At 38.9% G+C, this 17,657-nt stretch carries 20 protein-coding genes and 2 pseudogenes; 4 read left to right on the top strand and 18 right to left on the bottom strand.

The genetic code is table 11. The features are described from left to right. Positions 1-348: 348 nt before the first annotated feature. Entirely contained in the window at positions 349-621 is a 273-nt protein-coding gene (locus IEZ33_RS09560; RefSeq protein WP_191603420.1) for a type II toxin-antitoxin system Phd/YefM family antitoxin, read from the top strand. After that, positions 602-871, top strand: a complete 270-nt coding sequence (locus IEZ33_RS09565; RefSeq protein WP_191603421.1) for a Txe/YoeB family addiction module toxin — start codon at positions 602-604, stop codon at positions 869-871. Before IEZ33_RS09560 ends, IEZ33_RS09565 begins: the two co-directional genes overlap by 20 nt. 36 nt (positions 872-907) lie before the next feature. Here the strand turns inward: IEZ33_RS09565 and IEZ33_RS21015 are convergent. The 7 genes and pseudogenes from IEZ33_RS21015 to IEZ33_RS09595 all read right to left on the bottom strand — a co-directional run. Then, a pseudogene (locus tag IEZ33_RS21015) lies at positions 908-1,012 on the bottom strand (transposase); the annotation flags it as partial. Positions 1,013-1,196: 184 nt separating this feature from the next. Beyond that, the gene (locus IEZ33_RS09570) at positions 1,197-1,655 is read right to left on the bottom strand and encodes a methyltransferase family protein (RefSeq protein ID WP_206696930.1); all 459 of its coding nucleotides are present in this window, start codon (positions 1,653-1,655) and stop codon (positions 1,197-1,199) included. A gap of 138 nt (positions 1,656-1,793) precedes the next feature. Next, positions 1,794-3,542, bottom strand: a complete 1,749-nt coding sequence (locus tag IEZ33_RS09575) for a hypothetical protein (protein ID WP_191603422.1) — start codon at positions 3,540-3,542, stop codon at positions 1,794-1,796. Between the two features lie 137 nt (positions 3,543-3,679). Beyond that, positions 3,680-4,477 carry an SIR2 family NAD-dependent protein deacylase gene (locus tag IEZ33_RS09580; protein WP_191603423.1) on the bottom strand — a complete coding sequence of 266 codons (798 nt, stop codon included), beginning with the start codon at positions 4,475-4,477 and terminating at the stop codon, positions 3,680-3,682. Next, on the bottom strand, positions 4,477-4,995 hold the full coding sequence (locus tag IEZ33_RS09585) for a non-canonical purine NTP pyrophosphatase (RefSeq protein ID WP_240009679.1): 519 nt from the start codon (positions 4,993-4,995) through the stop codon (positions 4,477-4,479). The genes IEZ33_RS09580 and IEZ33_RS09585 overlap by 1 nt, the downstream gene beginning before the upstream one ends. 26 nt (positions 4,996-5,021) lie before the next feature. Further along, a complete protein-coding gene (locus IEZ33_RS09590; protein WP_191603425.1) occupies positions 5,022-6,005 on the bottom strand; it encodes an amidohydrolase family protein in 984 nt (327 codons plus the stop codon). A 74-nt stretch (positions 6,006-6,079) separates the two neighbouring features. Beyond that, a complete protein-coding gene (locus IEZ33_RS09595) occupies positions 6,080-6,829 on the bottom strand; it encodes a hypothetical protein (protein ID WP_191603426.1) in 750 nt (249 codons plus the stop codon). Positions 6,830-7,536: 707 nt separating this feature from the next. Between IEZ33_RS09595 and IEZ33_RS09600 the strand changes: the two genes are divergently transcribed. Next, positions 7,537-7,785, top strand: coding sequence for a reverse transcriptase domain-containing protein (locus tag IEZ33_RS09600; protein ID WP_240009695.1), 249 nt, complete (start codon positions 7,537-7,539; stop codon positions 7,783-7,785). Here the strand turns inward: IEZ33_RS09600 and IEZ33_RS09605 are convergent. The 5 genes and pseudogenes from IEZ33_RS09605 to IEZ33_RS09625 form a co-directional block, all read right to left on the bottom strand. After that, positions 7,782-8,792 carry a DUF2971 domain-containing protein gene (locus IEZ33_RS09605; RefSeq protein ID WP_191603427.1) on the bottom strand — a complete coding sequence of 337 codons (1,011 nt, stop codon included), beginning with the start codon at positions 8,790-8,792 and terminating at the stop codon, positions 7,782-7,784. The two genes, IEZ33_RS09600 and IEZ33_RS09605, sit on opposite strands and share 4 nt — an antisense overlap. A 480-nt stretch (positions 8,793-9,272) precedes the next feature. Continuing rightward, positions 9,273-10,295, bottom strand: coding sequence for a hypothetical protein (locus IEZ33_RS09610; protein WP_191603428.1), 1,023 nt, complete (start codon positions 10,293-10,295; stop codon positions 9,273-9,275). A gap of 288 nt (positions 10,296-10,583) precedes the next feature. Further along, positions 10,584-11,057, bottom strand: a pseudogene (locus IEZ33_RS09615) (IS110 family RNA-guided transposase); the annotation flags it as partial. Next, on the bottom strand, positions 11,035-11,343 hold the full coding sequence (locus IEZ33_RS09620) for a hypothetical protein (RefSeq protein WP_191603429.1): 309 nt from the start codon (positions 11,341-11,343) through the stop codon (positions 11,035-11,037). The gene IEZ33_RS09620 and the pseudogene IEZ33_RS09615, both read right to left, overlap by 23 nt. A 101-nt stretch (positions 11,344-11,444) precedes the next feature. After that, positions 11,445-12,173: a hypothetical protein gene (locus tag IEZ33_RS09625; protein ID WP_191603430.1), complete on the bottom strand. Its 729-nt coding sequence runs from the start codon at positions 12,171-12,173 to the stop codon at positions 11,445-11,447. A gap of 243 nt (positions 12,174-12,416) precedes the next feature. On the opposite strand from IEZ33_RS09625, the gene IEZ33_RS09630 reads away from it, so the two are divergent. Further along, positions 12,417-12,695 carry a tyrosine-type recombinase/integrase gene (locus tag IEZ33_RS09630; RefSeq protein ID WP_191603431.1) on the top strand — a complete coding sequence of 93 codons (279 nt, stop codon included), beginning with the start codon at positions 12,417-12,419 and terminating at the stop codon, positions 12,693-12,695. A gap of 432 nt (positions 12,696-13,127) precedes the next feature. On the opposite strand, the gene IEZ33_RS21020 is transcribed toward IEZ33_RS09630, so the two are convergent. From IEZ33_RS21020 to leuD, 6 genes are all read right to left on the bottom strand, one after another. After that, on the bottom strand, positions 13,128-13,361 hold the full coding sequence (locus IEZ33_RS21020; RefSeq protein ID WP_191603432.1) for an NADPH-dependent FMN reductase: 234 nt from the start codon (positions 13,359-13,361) through the stop codon (positions 13,128-13,130). Next, positions 13,346-13,570: an NADPH-dependent FMN reductase gene (locus IEZ33_RS09640; protein ID WP_191603433.1), complete on the bottom strand. Its 225-nt coding sequence runs from the start codon at positions 13,568-13,570 to the stop codon at positions 13,346-13,348. Before IEZ33_RS09640 ends, IEZ33_RS21020 begins: the two co-directional genes overlap by 16 nt. A gap of 54 nt (positions 13,571-13,624) precedes the next feature. Further along, positions 13,625-14,467 (bottom strand): pirin family protein, encoded by an 843-nt coding sequence (locus tag IEZ33_RS09645; RefSeq protein ID WP_191603434.1) that lies wholly within the window; start codon positions 14,465-14,467, stop codon positions 13,625-13,627. A gap of 219 nt (positions 14,468-14,686) precedes the next feature. Beyond that, a complete protein-coding gene (asd, locus tag IEZ33_RS09650) occupies positions 14,687-15,805 on the bottom strand; it encodes an aspartate-semialdehyde dehydrogenase (protein ID WP_191603435.1) in 1,119 nt (372 codons plus the stop codon). A gap of 107 nt (positions 15,806-15,912) precedes the next feature. Continuing rightward, entirely contained in the window at positions 15,913-16,989 is a 1,077-nt protein-coding gene (leuB, locus tag IEZ33_RS09655) for a 3-isopropylmalate dehydrogenase (protein ID WP_191603436.1), read from the bottom strand. Between the two features lie 11 nt (positions 16,990-17,000). Beyond that, positions 17,001-17,648, bottom strand: coding sequence for a 3-isopropylmalate dehydratase small subunit (gene leuD / locus IEZ33_RS09660; RefSeq protein WP_191603437.1), 648 nt, complete (start codon positions 17,646-17,648; stop codon positions 17,001-17,003). Between the last annotated feature and the right edge of the window lie 9 nt (positions 17,649-17,657).

Below are 17,657 nucleotides of genomic sequence, written 5' to 3' on the forward strand. Positions count from 1 at the left end.
ACAAAATCCAAAGTTGGAGTTCTGGGTAATCCTCAGAATAAATCTAAGAAGGAAGATTCAATTTTGTCGATGACCAATCCATTTGGCTCTCGGCATCGTTTATTCCTCATCCTTAAGTTTGTTTTTTTCTCGTTTAGACCGGGATCAAAAAAACATCAACAAAGTAATGAGTGGCCTGTATTATTTCCAGTAAAGGGCTGTGGCGCAGTGCTAAAACTCCGAGGATCAAATTGGTTAAAATAAGCGACGAAGGAGCAAAAACCAACTGTTATTTGTCCTTTTGAGTGACTTGTTATATTTTTTAAACTACAATGTACGGCATTACCGTACATTAATGAGGTTTTAATTATGGATAGCATAAGTGTAAATCAATTTAGAGACAACTTAAAAACATACGTTGAACAAACAGTTAGTGAGCATGAACCTATAAAAGTAACCAGACGTTCTGGCGATGCATTTGTAGTTATGAGTGCCGATGACTGGGAGCGAGAGCAAGAAACTTTGCATGTTTTACAGAGCAGCAGTTTGATGCAACAAATTGCCGACTCGATGAAAACTCACACAGCAAATAAAGGCTATAAACCAACCCAAGAGCAATTAGATGAGATCGTTAACCTTTGAAGGTAAAACTTGGCTCATCTATGAGCAGTTAAGAGAAAAAGATAAAAAGCTACATAAAGCTTTATGCAAAATACTGAAAGAAATGATGCGTTCAGATCCAAGTAAAGGTTTAGGTAAACCAGAACTTTTAAAACATAATTTATCAAGCTTATGGTCGAAACGAATCTCACAAAAAGATCGACTAATTTATAAGTTTGATGATGACTGTATATATATTTTCGCCATTGGTGGGCATTACGACGATCATTAGAAAAATATAACGTTTTTGTTTTGCAAATTTACCATAGACATCCATTGTTAAAACACCCAACAAAACAGAGGCTTCATCTAACAACGCCTGAGACTTAAAGCGGCCCTTCCAAAATCGTCCCGTGCAGCCATCTTCAACATTGAAATACTGTATATATATCCAGCCCTCTTAATTTCCCCTCTCAAACCATTACCGTTCGCTTTTGTTGGATGGGAATCCATCATCTAGTAAATAAAAAACCTTTGTTTTTTCTGCGCTGACGACACCAGTGACGCAAGCCATAAAGTAATGGGTGTCTTAGATTGCCAGCTTGTTATGCTTACATTTACAGCCAACGCCTAACTGAATCTTTATACATTTGATAATTTCTACCAAATAGCTTTTCAAGAAATTCCTCTTCAGGAGTAATTTGATATTTATTTAAATACAAAATAAACAAACCAAGTAAGATTATGTTTAAAGGGTTAGCCAAATATACAGCATAACCAATTAAAGACGAAAGCATACCCACGTACATTGGGTTTCTTGTATATTTAAAAATTCCAGAGTCAACAAGGGCTGATACGTTTTTAGTATTAACAGGATTAACTGTGGTTTTATGCTTTTTAAATGAGCTAACGCCTGAAACTGCAAGCCCCACTCCGATCAAAATGAATACCGAAAAGCCAAGAACATTAAATGTATATGAAAAATTCAAAGAGCCAAATAGTTGCTCTGTTATAAACATAAGCGCTGCAAATATTCCAACAAGAATTAATGGTGGGATTTTTTGTTCAAGTTTCACGATACTTTCCTTGTAAGCATAACGCTAAGCTCACCTGCACATAATGCGGAGAGCGTTTTTGTGTAAAAATGGAGCGTAGCGACAGACACAAAAACGAGCGTAGCAGTATGTGTCAGTGTGCTGCGCCTTGTTATGCATTTATGCCTCAAACGCTTGCTGCACCAAGCTTCTTATAGTCTGATTTTCTAATTTGGCGGCTATAGGGGAAATGTTATCTTGGCCCTCTCTCCAATGCATTCCGTCGTTATAAATAACCCCTAATAAATAGAAATACTCGGGTATTGAAACTCCATGATTTTCTGCACAAGAAAGCTTATCACGTGTTTTAAATGTATCAAGAAACTCCTGCTTGTGTGCGGGGTCTGCAAGAAGCTCATAAGCATGCCTTTCAACTGAAACTCTTACCGCGCAACAAACGGCCAACGGGTCGAAGTTATCGCCATCCTCAAGGTACTTTCTAGCTTCCTCTCTAATGAACCTATAGAAGTTATCACCTTCGCCCCAAGTTTGTCGTAGGTCAAGCGCATTAAACTCTGCCCGCTTATTAATTTCACTATTATGAAAATGTAATAAAAACTTCGAAACATCATCCTTAATTGAGGCTTCATTTCTCTTTCTTAATAGCTTAACCATTGCCGTATTAGGCTGAATATCTCTTTTGTCCAAGTAGTAAACTTTTTGCTTGCTAAAAGCAAAATTCTTGAAATAGTACGGATTTAGATGGGTCAGAATAAGAGGGTATAAACGACGCCCTTCATCCTTAAACTTATCGATTAATTTGGTTATGTAGTACTGAACAGCAACTAAGTTAGCATCATCTAAATAGTCAAAAACTTCATCGATAATAAGAATACAGTTACTACCCGTTAGCTTCTTTTGAGCTCGGTAGAGCAATGCAACAAAAGTGATTACATCTCTTTGACCGTTTGAAATATGATTAGTTTTTGGAAACTCAACTATTAATTTCCTGCCAGACTCTTTAGGCACAACCCTACACCATGAGCTGTTAAAAGCTTCTAGCATTTCTTTGTATTCATTCTTCTCTAGCTTATAACTACTGTATTTCTGAGCTTTCTTGAATTTTGGTTTGTCTTCTGTATAGACGACATGCAACTGCAAACCGATAAAAAAGGATAGTGCAGGGCTAGCCACCCCCAGATTGGCGTTTAAGATTATGTTTGATATTTCATTGAGAGGTTCAATTTGTGATAAATAAACGAGTTTATTATTAGAAACCCACTCTAGAAGTTGTTCTGCTGTACCGTTTTGAGCGTTAACATCTGAGATAAAGTCCTCGATTTTTCGCTGATTTCTTACCTGAGACATTCTGTCAAAAAGAGTGAATCTATCTCCAAGGACGCTAATAAATTCTATGTTTTCTAGATGAGGTGAAATATTTGGCAGAACCTTCCCGTTACAACCAAAGCTAGCCTTTTGATTTCGGTGAGAATATTTGAATATTTCTCTTTCCGGAATTGTTTCTATCAGTATTACTGGATCCACTGATATTGACGCACTTACAGTTGTTCGACCGCCAAAGTTTCGTCCAACACCTTTAGCTTTAATTTGACTGTTAATAACGAACCATGAAAAGTGGTCTGAAATTGTATTATGTGTATCATCAGCTTCCAGTGTGAAAACAGCATTTTCTGAATTTTCATATTCAATTGTCAGCTTTGCCGATAGATCCGAGTCACTTCTGTGATGGTGATCTTCATGAACCGAAAGCTTGTTGGTCTGTAAGCTTTTAAACGCAGTCGCAAATGAGCTTTTACCAAACCCATTTGGCGCAACCAACAAACTAGGCCTATTAGCCAATATATCTAGTTCAAAATTTCTACTTGAAATGCCTTTAACATTCTCAATCGTAATCTTCTTTAAGGTCATTTCTGTTCGTATCCCTTCAAACGTGATTCAGTGCAATGTCTAAGCATAACGCCCGCTTAAGCGGACAAAAATTGTTGGTTATAATATGAAGCGAAGCGGAACCTAACCAACTGTTTTTGTTCCGTTTAAAGCGCTTGTTAGCTGTTGTCTATGAATTTACTGAGAAAATCCTCTAACGCTTTACCAGGATGCTCAATATCAGATGAAATCATATCAATGCCCCATTGCTCTAGAATTTTTTCTTGAACTGGATTTGGTTTTGGGGAGAAAATGTATGATTTTGGCTGTGCTTCGCCAAGGTGATGAGCCTTCCAAAGCATCGACAACTTATAGAAAAGAAATCGTATGTTTACATCAGCCAAACTATAACCAATAAACAAGACTGACTTACCCAATACATCAGAACGCAATTTTATATCCAAAGGAGTTTCGAAACCTAAACGTTCAAAGTAACTAGTTTCATCTAATACAATTGATTTATCATCATCAAAATCTCCATGAAACTTAACAATTTGAGTGCTGTTACTATCTACTTTTGTTAAATCTGCAACCGAAGATATTTTGGTATAAGGTTTTTTATAATGATCTAGAGCGTACTCTAACCAACGGTCGTAATTTGTTGTATAAATTATTGGAAATTCAGCTTTAGCTATATTCTCATGAACTTTAGATGTCGATACATCAATATCTGAAGCATGCCAATTTCTATCCATCCAACTTCTTAGTGGCCCAATACTTCCCATTTTTAAACGATAGTATTCAGCTAAAGCTAAATGATCCCCAAACGTCTTATAAATTTCTGGGTCATAACCCAAGTCTTCAGCGATTTTGTCAATTAATGAATCCCATGATGGCAAACCAAGATTCATAGATACACCAGCGCCGACAAAAAGTATGACATTGCCTTCTTTAAATGACCTTAACAGTTGATCCATTATTTTTTATTCCTTTCTAAAAAAAATTTAAATTCGTCAAAAGCGATTTTCCGCATTGAGATTTCATTTTTCTTATCACCCATTTCAGCAAATGTTTCTGTTTCACCTTCAGGTATAAATATGCAATCCCATTGGAAGCTTCTATCTCCTTTTGGTTCTGGAGATATAGTGCCTTTTATTGCACCTTCAAAGAAATACATTTTTTTAGCATCGCAGTAACCTATAATTGTTTTAGCAACTAGCCCAAGATTGTCTCCGTTTCCTAGTAAGGTCGAAAATTTATCTGCTTTTAATTTATCCCAAAATATTTGTGTTAAACCACCGGGAAATCCATTCAAACTGTCTATATAAAGGCCAGTATGTTCTACAAACACAGGACGTCCAACTTTCTTGAATGCTTTTAACAGTTTATCTTTAACTAATTCATTTACATTCTCTGTTTGTATTTCGTTAATTGAGTGCTTTGCAGCAACAATTGTAACGCCAGTCCCCTCTAATATTTTTTGAACTTCAGCCACTTTGAACTCATTCTTAGAAACAAACCTTATTTGCATGATAATCCTTTTATGAAGCTATATCTTTTTTGTATATCCAGCATTTTTTTAATGTGTAATGAACTCTTTGTTTCACGATAGAATTCAATATAATCTTGAGTTATGCTGGACCTGTGAATGGAAGGGTTGTCTGAGCATATAACAAAGGGCACCTCATTATTTATAAACTCAATTACAGGGTGTGATTCACTCTCACCTACTGCATTTGTTAATCTATTACTTATAGGACAAACTTCGACGCATATGTCTTTCTCTTTGAGTAGTTCCAACGTTGATTGGGATTTTATCGCAGCCGTTCCATGACCAATTCGATCAGCTTTGAAATCATTAACAGCTATCACTATGTTTTCAAAATTTCCTGTTTCACCTGCATGAATGGTTATTTTCAGTCCAAATTCAGTTTTAGCACGAACAAACTCATACGCTAGTGAGCTAGAAACGTTAATGTCTTCATTTCCAGCAAGGTCTAATCCAACAATTAAGTCAGGCTTTCCTAACTTGATATAAGCGTTCAACAGTGATCGGAGTTGTTCTAGTGAATAGTCCCCTCTAGTAACCGTAAGAATTAGGCCAGCCTTAATGTTGTAAAATTCAGATGCTCTTGAGACATCTTCTAATAACCAAGCCATTGCTACGTCGACATTTACTTCATTAAGCAAGGCTATATATAAAACACTATTTCGCAGTTCTACAAATCTCACATTACTCTTTCTTAGATTTTCAAATGCATCAAATACAATCAAGGTTAAATCTGATCTGCTTTTAGGAACAAACCTTAATAGAACCCAAGGTTTCAGGTATGAAGACAAACTCTTAGCTGGTTTTATGATATTGAGATCTTTTTCAAGGTCAAAGCCTTGTGGAATATCAATTATATTATTATTAAGTAATTTGATTACAAGTTCCGAACTGACAAGTCCATTAAGATGAACATGTAGCTCTCCTTTATCCATTTCTAGTATAAAATTTTCCATCACCTACCTGTGTCAAATACGGAAACAGCTAACGCCGCATTCAGCGGCTTGTCCGCTGCAATGCATTGTTAGCTTTATATCTCGTTCTTTGCATAAAGAATAAACTCTTGGTGCGTTCTGTAAACCTCAGTAGCCATCTCATTAAGCTCTGTAATTTGAGATTTCACCCAGTCTGGAAAGTCCCATTCGCCTCTAAGGTGGTCAGGAACGACACTAGAAAAGTTGCTCGCACCTACCGGAGACGTATATTCGGCTATCTTCACCAAAAAGGATTTACACAACGAGTGGAATACAGCCCGTTTTTCATCAATATCTTTGTTCATAAACTTATATTCAGCACCATTCCAGCGATATGTAAAATCATCAATATTTTTCAGATAGTCCCGATTAAAGGAATTTCCAAAATCATGATCTTTCAGTAAAATCGCGCTGGAACAGTCAGAAGGGAACTCCAACAAGAATTTCTCTAAAAGCTTAAGGTCAGAATGTTTTAATTCTTGCGAAACTGCATGATCAAACTTGTCTTTTTCCAAGGAAAAGTACTTATGCCCGAGATTATGGGCCAATGCTAAAACTATTAGAACTATACCTACCGTATAGTCGGTACTTGCTTCCAGATCAGGAAGTTCAAGCGGCACCCCTGAATTAAGGTTGAATATATCTATTAGCCAATTCAGAAAAAATAGCTTTATAGGTTCTGGAACGAGAATAAATCCAGCACCCAATGTCACAACATACCAAGTTATTTTGTTTGAAAAATCCGGGAAAAACCACTTATTTCCTAACTTGATAATGAAGGACTTAACTTCTTCCTGTGTAAACACTCAATACTTCCTTTTGTAAGCTAACGCCCGCATTTGCGGCGGGTTTGGAGCGCAGCGGAAAACCAATCCGACAACATGCGCTTGTGTACGCCCAGCATGGGCATGAACTAATGAGGTGAAAGTCCTCTGTAGGAAGATCACCGTTTAAATAACATACTGTTATTAAACGTTAACTACTAGCGAACGGCAAGGGCTTATCCGCAAGGATTGGTCTGGAGGAAGCCGGACGCAAAACTGCGAGCTGATGAATAAGAACATCATATGAGGCGTAGGCTGAAGGCGAGTTGGCACAAGACGACGAAGCCAAGTGATCTAACGGCCACCGTAAATGATGCAGCAGTGCAGTGAAAGTTCATGTTCTTATCTGGGGAGATCTGCTTAATACGCGATCGGTCATTAACCAGTAAGGCTCTGGTTTATAAGTGCCTTGGCTTTTCAGTGTCATCGACTGAAAAGAGCGAACCAGATGGAAACCGATAGCGCATGACGGGGTAACTCGGTATGTGATTAAGCAGAAGTCAGCATACGACTGCATGGATGCAGGAGGTAGGGCGAAGCAGGAAGCCAGAGCCGAGTAGCCCAACGCCCATCGTAATGGATGGGACATGGTGAAGGCCTGAACATTTAGAAGAAGGAGGAGTCTTGTCAAACTTGTCGATACCCACTACAGAAATGCCAAACAAGCGGTACTGCAAGTAAGGGATATCATCAAACAAAAGCGCAAATTTGCTGTAGATGTCGACCTGTCCAAGTTCTTTGATCGGGTTAATCATGATCTTTTGATGACTCAATTGAGGAGCAAGGTACAGGATAAGCGTCTGCTGGCGCTTATTGGTAAGTATATTCTTGGTGGCGTGATGGTCAACGGCCAATTTGAAGCAAGCTTCGAAGGTGTGCCTCAAGGCGGCCCACTCTCACCATTACTATCAAACATCATGTTGGGGGCTGGAGGTTAGAAACCTCCGGCTACCCGATTATATTCAATTTCGTGAAATACTAATTCAAACCTTTTATCAGAAATATTCGCTTTCTTAAATTTTATATTATTTGAAAAGAGGTTGTTTTCGTGTACTGTTTTCATAATCTCATTAATATCGCTATCACTGACATGGCAGCCAAAATATACCCCCGTGATAGATTTAGGATCTATATGATACAAATGAATAATGTCAGTATTGCATTTTGACATAACTTCAATACCTACTCGAATCCCACCCCCATTTACATCTTCATTATCATCGGTATCATGATCATACTCAAAATTCAGTTCGCAATATCCATTATCTAACTGCTTTATTTCAAGCTCATCCCTACAGATACTCTCAACATAAGAGTCATATTTCGCAATTATTTTGTCTGCGTAAGATACCTTAAGAACGGAGCGATGCTCCTTTTCATACAGCCATCTATCGCCCTTTGTTAGAAATATTGATTTTATCAATTTCTGATAATTTACATTCCATTTATTATCAGGTAATGCATCATGTTGCAGCTCAAACTTTGGCTGTGAATCTCTATAAACTACTCGAACAGGCTTTTCTTCGGTATTACATAAAGGCTTCTTCTTATATCTAAATTGATTGCCGTTTCTATTTATATAAGAATCTGTTAACCATGGCCTATTTTCAATTTCTAAAACAAACCCTCTATGCTCATCGGCATAATGCGACCACATCAATAAATTTGAGTAATCTTCCGTAAAGGAAACAACGCCATATTCGAATAAGTCATCTTGCAAGCCTTCAATTACAGCTTGGATATGATACTCATTATCTTCAGGGTCAATATCAACAACTTCCGGCTTTAAATGCAAATTCTCATGCTTATTTACATTTCTAATTTGTTCTTCTGAGTACTGGCCTTCAAATGGATCATTTAAATTGTAAAATGGAGTTGCCCTCAGCATTGGTTCTTCAAAAAACTGCTTTCTTAAGGGCATATATTTATATAAATATTTGTTCAAATTTAACTTCCTTATGAATATAACGCCTAAGCTAAACAGAAAATGCGAGTGCTTTGGGCAAAGCCCAGCGAGTGGTTTTCTGTTTTAAGCTTTTTGTTAGCGGCCGCGATACGTACCGCTGTTTGATTTAATTGCTGAACTAACAAACTGTGACTTCCTGTTTTAAATTGTGTGACTTCACTATCCATTGCCTTAAGTTTGAAAGTTGTTGATGATTTATATTGCCAGGCTTTTTAAGTTACGTGAACTGAAATTACAAACCGTGACAAACTAAAAAAATCACCGCTTTGCATACCACTTTTTGGTAAAAAACAAATTAATGCTTTGGCCTGCTAACGCCGCGTTAAGTAGTGAGCAACGCAACCACTTAACCTTACCATACCGCCGTAAACACAAACCCAACGATAGAATGAAAAATGCCATGCGTTGGGAATCTGTCTTAAACGCTTGTTAGCTCTTACTTCACGGTAAACACTTAACTTAACCAACCCCGAGCAAAGCAGTAAAGGCAGCAATGATTCTCTCTTGAGCCAAGCCTGTTATTGCGCCAATGAATAGAGCACTCCGCCAACTCAATGACAATTTAAAACCTTTCCCTAATGACGTATGTTCATAGATGTTAAAAAAAATTAAAGCGACTATACTCGCTGAAATTATATTTGTATGAATTACAGGATTAAGTAAAAGTGTATCAAAATTAAAATTTTCGACTTGTGAGTTTTTGATAAATACGCCAAGAGCACCACTAAGCATAGCTATTATACTTAAGCACCATGGGCGTGGGCTAATCTCTACATTAGAAAATGAAGTTGAGTTCTGTACCCCTTGAGTGTCCTCTTTTTGGTGATCTACATCTACACTAAACCTATACATTTTCGGGTCTATAACCCCCCGCTTAAATTCAATAATATATGTTAGATATATAGATTCGCTTGATTGAATAGAGGCTACAAATTCTTTTTCATCTTGGCTCATTGAGGACTCTAACTCTTGCAGTTGCTCAACTTTAGCTTCAAAAATGCTAGATATATTTTTATGCTGTTCTGATTTGGAAAGCCACTTGTCAAATGCTACTTTGGCCTCTGTACTTGAATGAATCTGATAATTAATAGACTTTAATTCTGTAACAAGAATTGATTCAAAATTTAGAAAGCCAAACAACATGTGATAGTAAACTTTAGCTAAACCACTAAAGCTTAGGATTCTCTTCATTCCTTCTCGCTGAGTACGTACCCAGTCTTCTCTAAATCCTTCTGATGTTACTAATAAATACTGCTTAAGGAGAGAATTTAGATCATCTAATAGAGCCTTTCTTCTAATTTTAGCTGTTGCAATTGAGCTGTCAGATATTTCGACTAGTTTTGCACCTTCAGGTAACTTAGGTTTTATTGATAAAACCTTAACCACTTGTAGACTAGAGTTTTTAACTCTTAGCTTAAAGGTAATCTGATTTGTCCTTTGGCTTACCGATGATTCTTCAATAATAGTTTCGATTGACGCCATAATAGTCCCTTAGAGCTAACATCTATGGACACCCCGATTTTTGCAAGCAAAATCAAGTATTAACAAGGGTAGTTTTGCAGCCATCTATTCGGATTTTTTACGAGACATTAATTGTCTCTATCCCTGATGAACTCCGCTGACTTGGTTCTAATCATTTTAGCGTTTTCAACGAAACGATGTTAGTCCCAGAATTTCCAAGTCACGGTCTTACCTATCCTGTCATCACTCTTTTTTACTAAGCAAAACTTGGTGTATCATTTTTTAAACCATTTAAACCATTTAAACCATTTAAACCATTTCAGCTTTATACTTTTGATCTCGTGCAAGTACAGCCCAAACAATCCTTACTAATTTATTTGCCAATGCCACAATCACTTTGTTTTTATGCATTCTTGATTGCAAACTCATAACCCACTCGTAAAAAGGTTTACCCGGTTTCAAGTGCCTTATTACCGCTCTTGCGCCATGAATAAACATACGCCTCAGATAAGCATCTCCACGTTTACTTATACCTAATAAAAGCGACTTCCCACCACTTGAATGCTGGCTTGGAACCAAACCTAACCATGCAGACAACTGACGACCCGATATAAACTCTTTCGCATCACCAACACTAGCAACCAAAGCAGATGATGTTAATCGACCAACTCCTGGAATTTCTCTAATTGCCTGGCATTCACTACTTTCTTGGCTCGCCCCATCAATGTGGTCATCCAAACTTTCAATGTAATTTCCTAAATCAATCAACCGTAGATGTCGCAAAGAGTAGGGACTGACATTGCGTCATGCGTTTACGGAATACTTCAGCCGTTGCAGAATTTACAGATTCGCACTCCAACTGTTTATCGTCAATCCAGTCCACATATACAAATAGCTCTTGTTCTTCTAAGTAATTCTTTAACCTAAAAACTATATCCTTATCCAGATAGCTATGAGACAAAAAGACATCGAACTTCTCATAATCAAGTTCTCTGCTAGATAAAATCTCCAGAGATATAGAACTTTTTTTTGAATACGATCTTAAATCAGATTCTTTTATTAAAGCCATTTTTCTCCCTTAATATATGACTACTGTGAGCTAAATCCTCTAACGCCCTTGTTAACTTGCAAAATGCAGTGGGCTAAAATTGAGCGAAGCGAAATAGCCCGCTATTTTTTGTCCAGTTGAACAGCTTGGTATATTTTTTGATCACGATTCCTAAAATGAATAATTATTCCCTCTTCCACAGAATTTAACAACATCCCCATAGTGAATTTGCGCCAAACCATCAACTTACCTTTATGTTTGGAACAATGGTTAACGTCTCCAATTTCTAATGTGTGTGTTGTTGAGTGAGCAAATTTACTTCTTACATGATAAATAAGTTTTACGAGCAATTCCGTACTCTCAATCGGAACATCATCGATGGTAACATGCGACCTTAGTCGCTCTTGGGTATTTGACGAGAGGCTTTTAAAAAAGGAAACCACATTAGAAATTGAACCATGCTCTTGCTTATATTTTCTATAATGGCCATCAAGCTCTCTTCTCTCGATAGGGAAAATATTTTTATTTTCTCTTTTATTCAACCAATCAAAAAACTCCAAATGCTTTGTGCTCTCTAACCCTTCTATAATGGATAGTAGCGATACAAGCTTGAATGAATTTGTAAAATAACTAACTATCGGTGCAGAGCGCTTAACATCAACATGCCAATCACCACTTTTAACAAAAAACAGGTAATCTGTACCTACACGCAAAAAGTCGTCTTTTGTTTTATCATCAGGTAAAGAATTATAGAAATCTAAAAATTCTTGCTTATCTGAAAATTGAGATGATAAAGCCTCAAATACATCATCCATAAATATTGGATTATCTAAAAACTTCAATTGACTCATAACCCTCTAAAAAATATAACATTTTATTAATGCGCATGCGGGTTTACACCTTTATCCACGGCCTGTAATTTCTGCTGAGGATATTATTATCCATTTGATACTAAAAGACTTTCTTAATTCTTGCCAGTACAAACGCACAATACCGCGATTATTTTTTAGACAAATCGAGCCAATTATTGGCAACCTAAAAAATAAACTGTATATTTGTACAGTTATAGGTCAATTATCCACAAGGAGTGTGTGATGTCTTCTAGCCCTTTTCATAATTTTATTCGCGAGCATGATTCAGTACCTCGTAAAGCATTAAAAAAAGCCGTTTATGCCGCTAAGATTATAGAGAAAAGAGTCAACTGTCATACGTTCCGTCACTCCTTTGCAACACACTTATTAATGGCGGGTAGAGATATTCGAACCGTTCAAGAACTTCTGGGTCATAACGATGTATCAACCACACAAATTTACACCCATGTTATAGGCCAGCATTTTGCTGGCACTGATAGCCCAATTGACTTAATTCTATAAAAGCTTCTTCTTAAATAAAAAGAATAAGACGGTATTATCAAAAAACACTTTGCTGGCCTAAAGACCAACGTTCTGTAAGCTCCAAGTGCATTTGGATGACTCTAAAGCACTTTGTCGGGCTGAAGCCGCGACCTACAGAAAATTCTCATTTTAGGTGTAATGTGGTGCCACATGAAAAGTCTGCGTTCCAAGAAAGTTTGAATAATTCTAAAGCATTTTGTCGGCCTGAAAGCCGACCTACGACACTCACAGAAAATACTGTATATATATCCAGACTTCTTAATTTCCCCTCTCAAACCACTGCCGTTCGCTTTTGTTGGATGGGAATTCACCATCTGGTAAATAAAATGCCTTTGTTTTTTCTGCGCTGACGATGCCAGTGGCGCAAGCAGAAAAGACGAAGGCTTTTTTTGTGTTCCAAGGTGAGTTTAATCAAAGAGGCCGTTTTGTCGGGCTAAAGTCGCGACCTTGATAGAGTATCGATAAAGTTGAGTCAAAAATGAGTTTAATGTGGGCTTGTGCTCTCGCTCCACCCACGGGGCTATTTGCTTGAGTGATAATAGTGACGGGGTTATCTTTTATTACTGAGTTAAAAGCTGGGCGAGAGGCCCAATCAATGGCGTTTTTAAGACGGCGGGGATGCTGTGATTTTATTCTGGCGAACACACGATGATGCCATCACTTAGCGCCATTTGATCAATGAGGTCTTGCACGTTGTCAGGCTTATTCTCATTCAAATCATCCGTGTAAAACGGCAATAAATCTAATTTAGGCAATTGAAATTGATGTTCTGGGAAAGCGTCTTGTAAAAAATGTAAAATCGATAGGCTTTTGCTTTTTGAATGAAAGCGGCCTGATAACAAAAGAATGTTCATACTATAAACCTAATAATGTGCGAAAACGGGCTAAGCAAATAACAAGGCTGCCTTTTATTTCGCGTCTGCCACTTGTGCAAGCGTGCCGTTGTTGTAGTCGGAAATCGCTTGATGAATCTCAGCTTCGGTGTTCATAACAAAGGGGCCATATTGCACCACAGGCTCTTGTAATGGTGTGCCTGAAATGACTAAAAAACGTGCGCCATTTTTACTGTTCAAATGCACAAAATCCCCATTCGCGACTTGCACTAATTCGCCAGTGGAAACCTTGGTTGTATTCACGGTCATTTCACCCACAAACACATAGAGAAGGTGTGTTTGCTCTGGTTGCAATTCCATTTGATAGGCGCTGTTCTTACAAAGTTCGATGTCTAAATAAGTAGGCGATTCTGTGTCGTACAGCGCGCCTTTGACCCCTTTGTGTTCACCTGCTAAAACTTTAAAGGTAATGCCGTTTTCTTCTAATATAGGAATTTGGTCACTTGGGATATCTTTATACCAAGCCGAACTCATTTTTTTATGAGACGGTAAATTCACCCACAGTTGAAAGCCCCACATAGTGCCTTCCGTTTGCTTAGGCATTTCACTGTGAATGATGCCCTGCCCTGCGTTCATCCATTGCAGACCACCATCTTCTAATAACCCCACATTACCTAGATGATCGGTGTGCTCCATTTTGCCTTTGAGCATATAGGTCACTGTCTGAAACCCCCGATGCGGATGCGGAGGAAAACCGCCTTTATAATCTTCAGGGTCGCTGGAACCGAACTCATCAAGCATTAGAAAAGGGTCGAGATCTCTTGCGCTGTTTCCACCGAACACACGAGTCAAACTGACTCCATCGCCGTCTTGTGTTCTCACCCCTTTACGTTGTTTTACGATATCCGCTTGTTTCACGATAATGTCTCCAACCTTCTCAATAACAGTGACACTATAGTGAAACAAACCGACTCAAGAAAACAGCGCATTTTTCCTAAGTTAATCATCAGTTTTTTTGATCTATGTGTTCTTTAGGGTCTTTTAACAGAGAATAGCCTCGAACAGAATTCGTTAGAGATAGGCAAAAAAAATCCCAGACATACGCTGGGATTTTTACAAACATAAAACGCGTTGTAACTAGGCTTCCAATAAAATGCGCAACATTCTACGCAGAGGCTCGGCGGCGCCCCATAGAAGCTGGTCACCTACAGAGAACGCACTGATGTACTGAGGGCCCATATTCAATTTACGAATACGACCAACAGGAATGTCTAGGGTGCCGGTTGCGGCGGCAGGAGTGAGCTGCTGCATAGTGATTTCTTTTTCGTTTGGTACGACTTTCACCCAATCATTATGTTGTGCTAATAAGCCCTCGATGTCCGCCACTGGAATATCTTGATTCAACTTAATAGTGAACGCCTGACTGTGAGAGCGCATCGCACCGATACGAACACACAGACCGTCAACAGGAATTGGCGAGCCAACGTTACCCAGGATTTTATTTGCCTCGGCTTGAGCTTTCCACTCTTCACGGCTTTGTCCGTTTTCCAATTGTGAATCAATCCAAGGAATCAAACTACCGGCAAGCGGTACCCCAAATTGGTCAACAGGCATCGCGTTTGAACGCATGGTTTCCGTTACACGACGGTCAATGTCTAATATCGCACTGGCTGGATTACTTAAATCAGCGGCGACTGAGTCTTTTAATACACCCATTTGATTGATCAACTCACGCATATGACGCGCACCACCGCCAGAAGCGGCTTGATACGTCATCGAGGTCATCCATTCAATGTGGCCTTTTTCGAACAAGCCACCAAGCGCCAATAACATTAAGCTAACCGTACAGTTACCGCCAACGTAGGTTTTAACACCGTCTTTTAGACCTTGTTGAATCACATTTTGGTTCACTGGGTCTAAAACGATAATGGCGTCTTTTTCCATGCGAAGTGAAGACGCCGCATCAATCCAGTACCCTTTCCAACCTGAGGCACGTAAATCAGCATAAACAGATTTGGTGTAGTCACCACCTTGACAAGTAATAATAATGTCCATCTTCTTCAATGCTGTAATGTCCATAGCATCTTGTAAAAGAGGAATATCCTTACCAATATTAGGACCCGCTTGCCCCGTTTGTGATGTAGTAAAGAAAACCGGATCAATATGATCAAAATCTTTCTCTTCCAACATACGTTGCATTAATACGGAACCAACCATTCCGCGCCAGCCGACTAAACCTACATTCTGTTTTGACATGATTTCTACCTTTTAGTTTGGGCCCACTCATACCAAGAGCAGTTTCCCCAGTGAATGCGCCTAAAATTATTTTTAAGCGCGTATAAAGCCTTTTTGCTTTGTATAAATTAAAGCGCTGCTAGTACGGCATCGCCCATTGCTTGTGTGCCAATCACATTGCATCCTTCAGAAGCAATATCACTTGTGCGTAAACCTTGATCCAAGACGTTACTTACCGCGGCTTCAATGGCATCGGCGGCGTCTTTCGCGTCTAAAGAATATCGCAACATCATAGCAACAGATAAGATAGTTGCAAGCGGATTTGCAATCCCTTTCCCTGCAATATCTGGTGCAGAGCCATGACAAGGCTCATACATGCCACGACCTTCCGAGTTTAGAGAGGCTGATGGCAGCATTCCAATGGAGCCAGTCAGCATCGCCGCGGCATCAGAAAGAATGTCACCGAACATATTTCCCGTCACCATAACGTCGAATTGTTTTGGAGCACGTACCAATTGCATGGCCGCGTTGTCTACCAACATGTGGCTCAATTCCACATCAGGGTATTCTTTAGCGACTTCTTCCATGACTTCTTTCCACAGTACCGTTACTTCAAGTACATTGGATTTATCGATAGAGCACAGGCGCTTACCACGTTGACGAGCCGCAAGAAACGCAGAATGAGCAATACGACGAATTTCAGATTCGCTGTAAACGTAGGTATTAAACCCTTCACGCTCACCATTTTCTAATGTTCGAATGCCGCGCGGTTGACCAAAATAAATACCACCCGTTAATTCGCGTACAATTAAGATATCAAGACCCGCGACAATCTCAGGTTTTAGGCTTGAAGCTTCTGCCAGTTGAGGATACAAAATAGCCGGACGTAAGTTGGAAAATAAATCCAAGTTTGAACGTAATCCTAACAGCCCTTTTTCTGGGCGTACCGACATATCCAGTCCATCCCATTTAGGTCCACCAACGGCACCTAATAAGATCGCATCAGCGGCTTTTGCTTTTGCTAAGGTGTCTTCTGGTAATGGAGAGCCTGTCTCATCATAGGCAGAACCACCGACTAAAGCGGATTCATGAGTCACACCTAGACCAAACGTTTCATTTACTTTGTCTAACACTCGTACCGCTTGTGTCACAATCTCTGGTCCAATACCGTCACCCGGTAGAATCAATACATTTCTAGACGTCATTCTTACATTCCTTACTTTTTATCTGCAAATAACCAAGGCGCTTTTTGTTTGCGAGCTTCTTCGTAGGTACGAATGGTTTCCGCATGTTGCAATGTTAACCCGATATCATCTAAACCGTTAAGTAAGCAATGTTTACGAAACGCATCCACATCAAAAGTGAATTCTGTACCGGAAGGCGTTGTTACTTTCTGCTCGGCTAAGTCAACGCTCAATGAGTAGCCTTCTGTAGACTCGCTTTCAGTAAACAACTGCTCAACCTGAGCTTCAGTTAATACAATTGGCAAAAGACCGTTTTTAAAGCAATTATTAAAAAAGATGTCAGCAAAGCTAGGAGCAATTACAACACGGAAACCGTAATCATCTAATGCCCATGGTGCGTGTTCACGACTTGATCCACAGCCAAAGTTTTTGCCTGCAAGTAAAACACTTGCGCCTTGATAACGAGGCTGGTTTAACACAAAGTCTTTTTTTAATGGACGCATAGAGCAATCTTGATCAGGTTGGCCTTCGTCTTCATAACGTAATTCATCAAATAGATTCTTCCCAAAGCCTGTTCTTTTAATGGATTTCAAAAACTGCTTTGGAATAATCATATCTGTATCAACATTGGCCAAATCTAAAGGCGCTACTAATCCAGTGTGTACGGTAAATGGACGCATAATCCTCTC

It is taken from the genome of Marinomonas algicola, assembly GCF_014805825.1.
Taxonomy (GTDB): domain Bacteria; phylum Pseudomonadota; class Gammaproteobacteria; order Pseudomonadales; family Marinomonadaceae; genus Marinomonas; species Marinomonas algicola.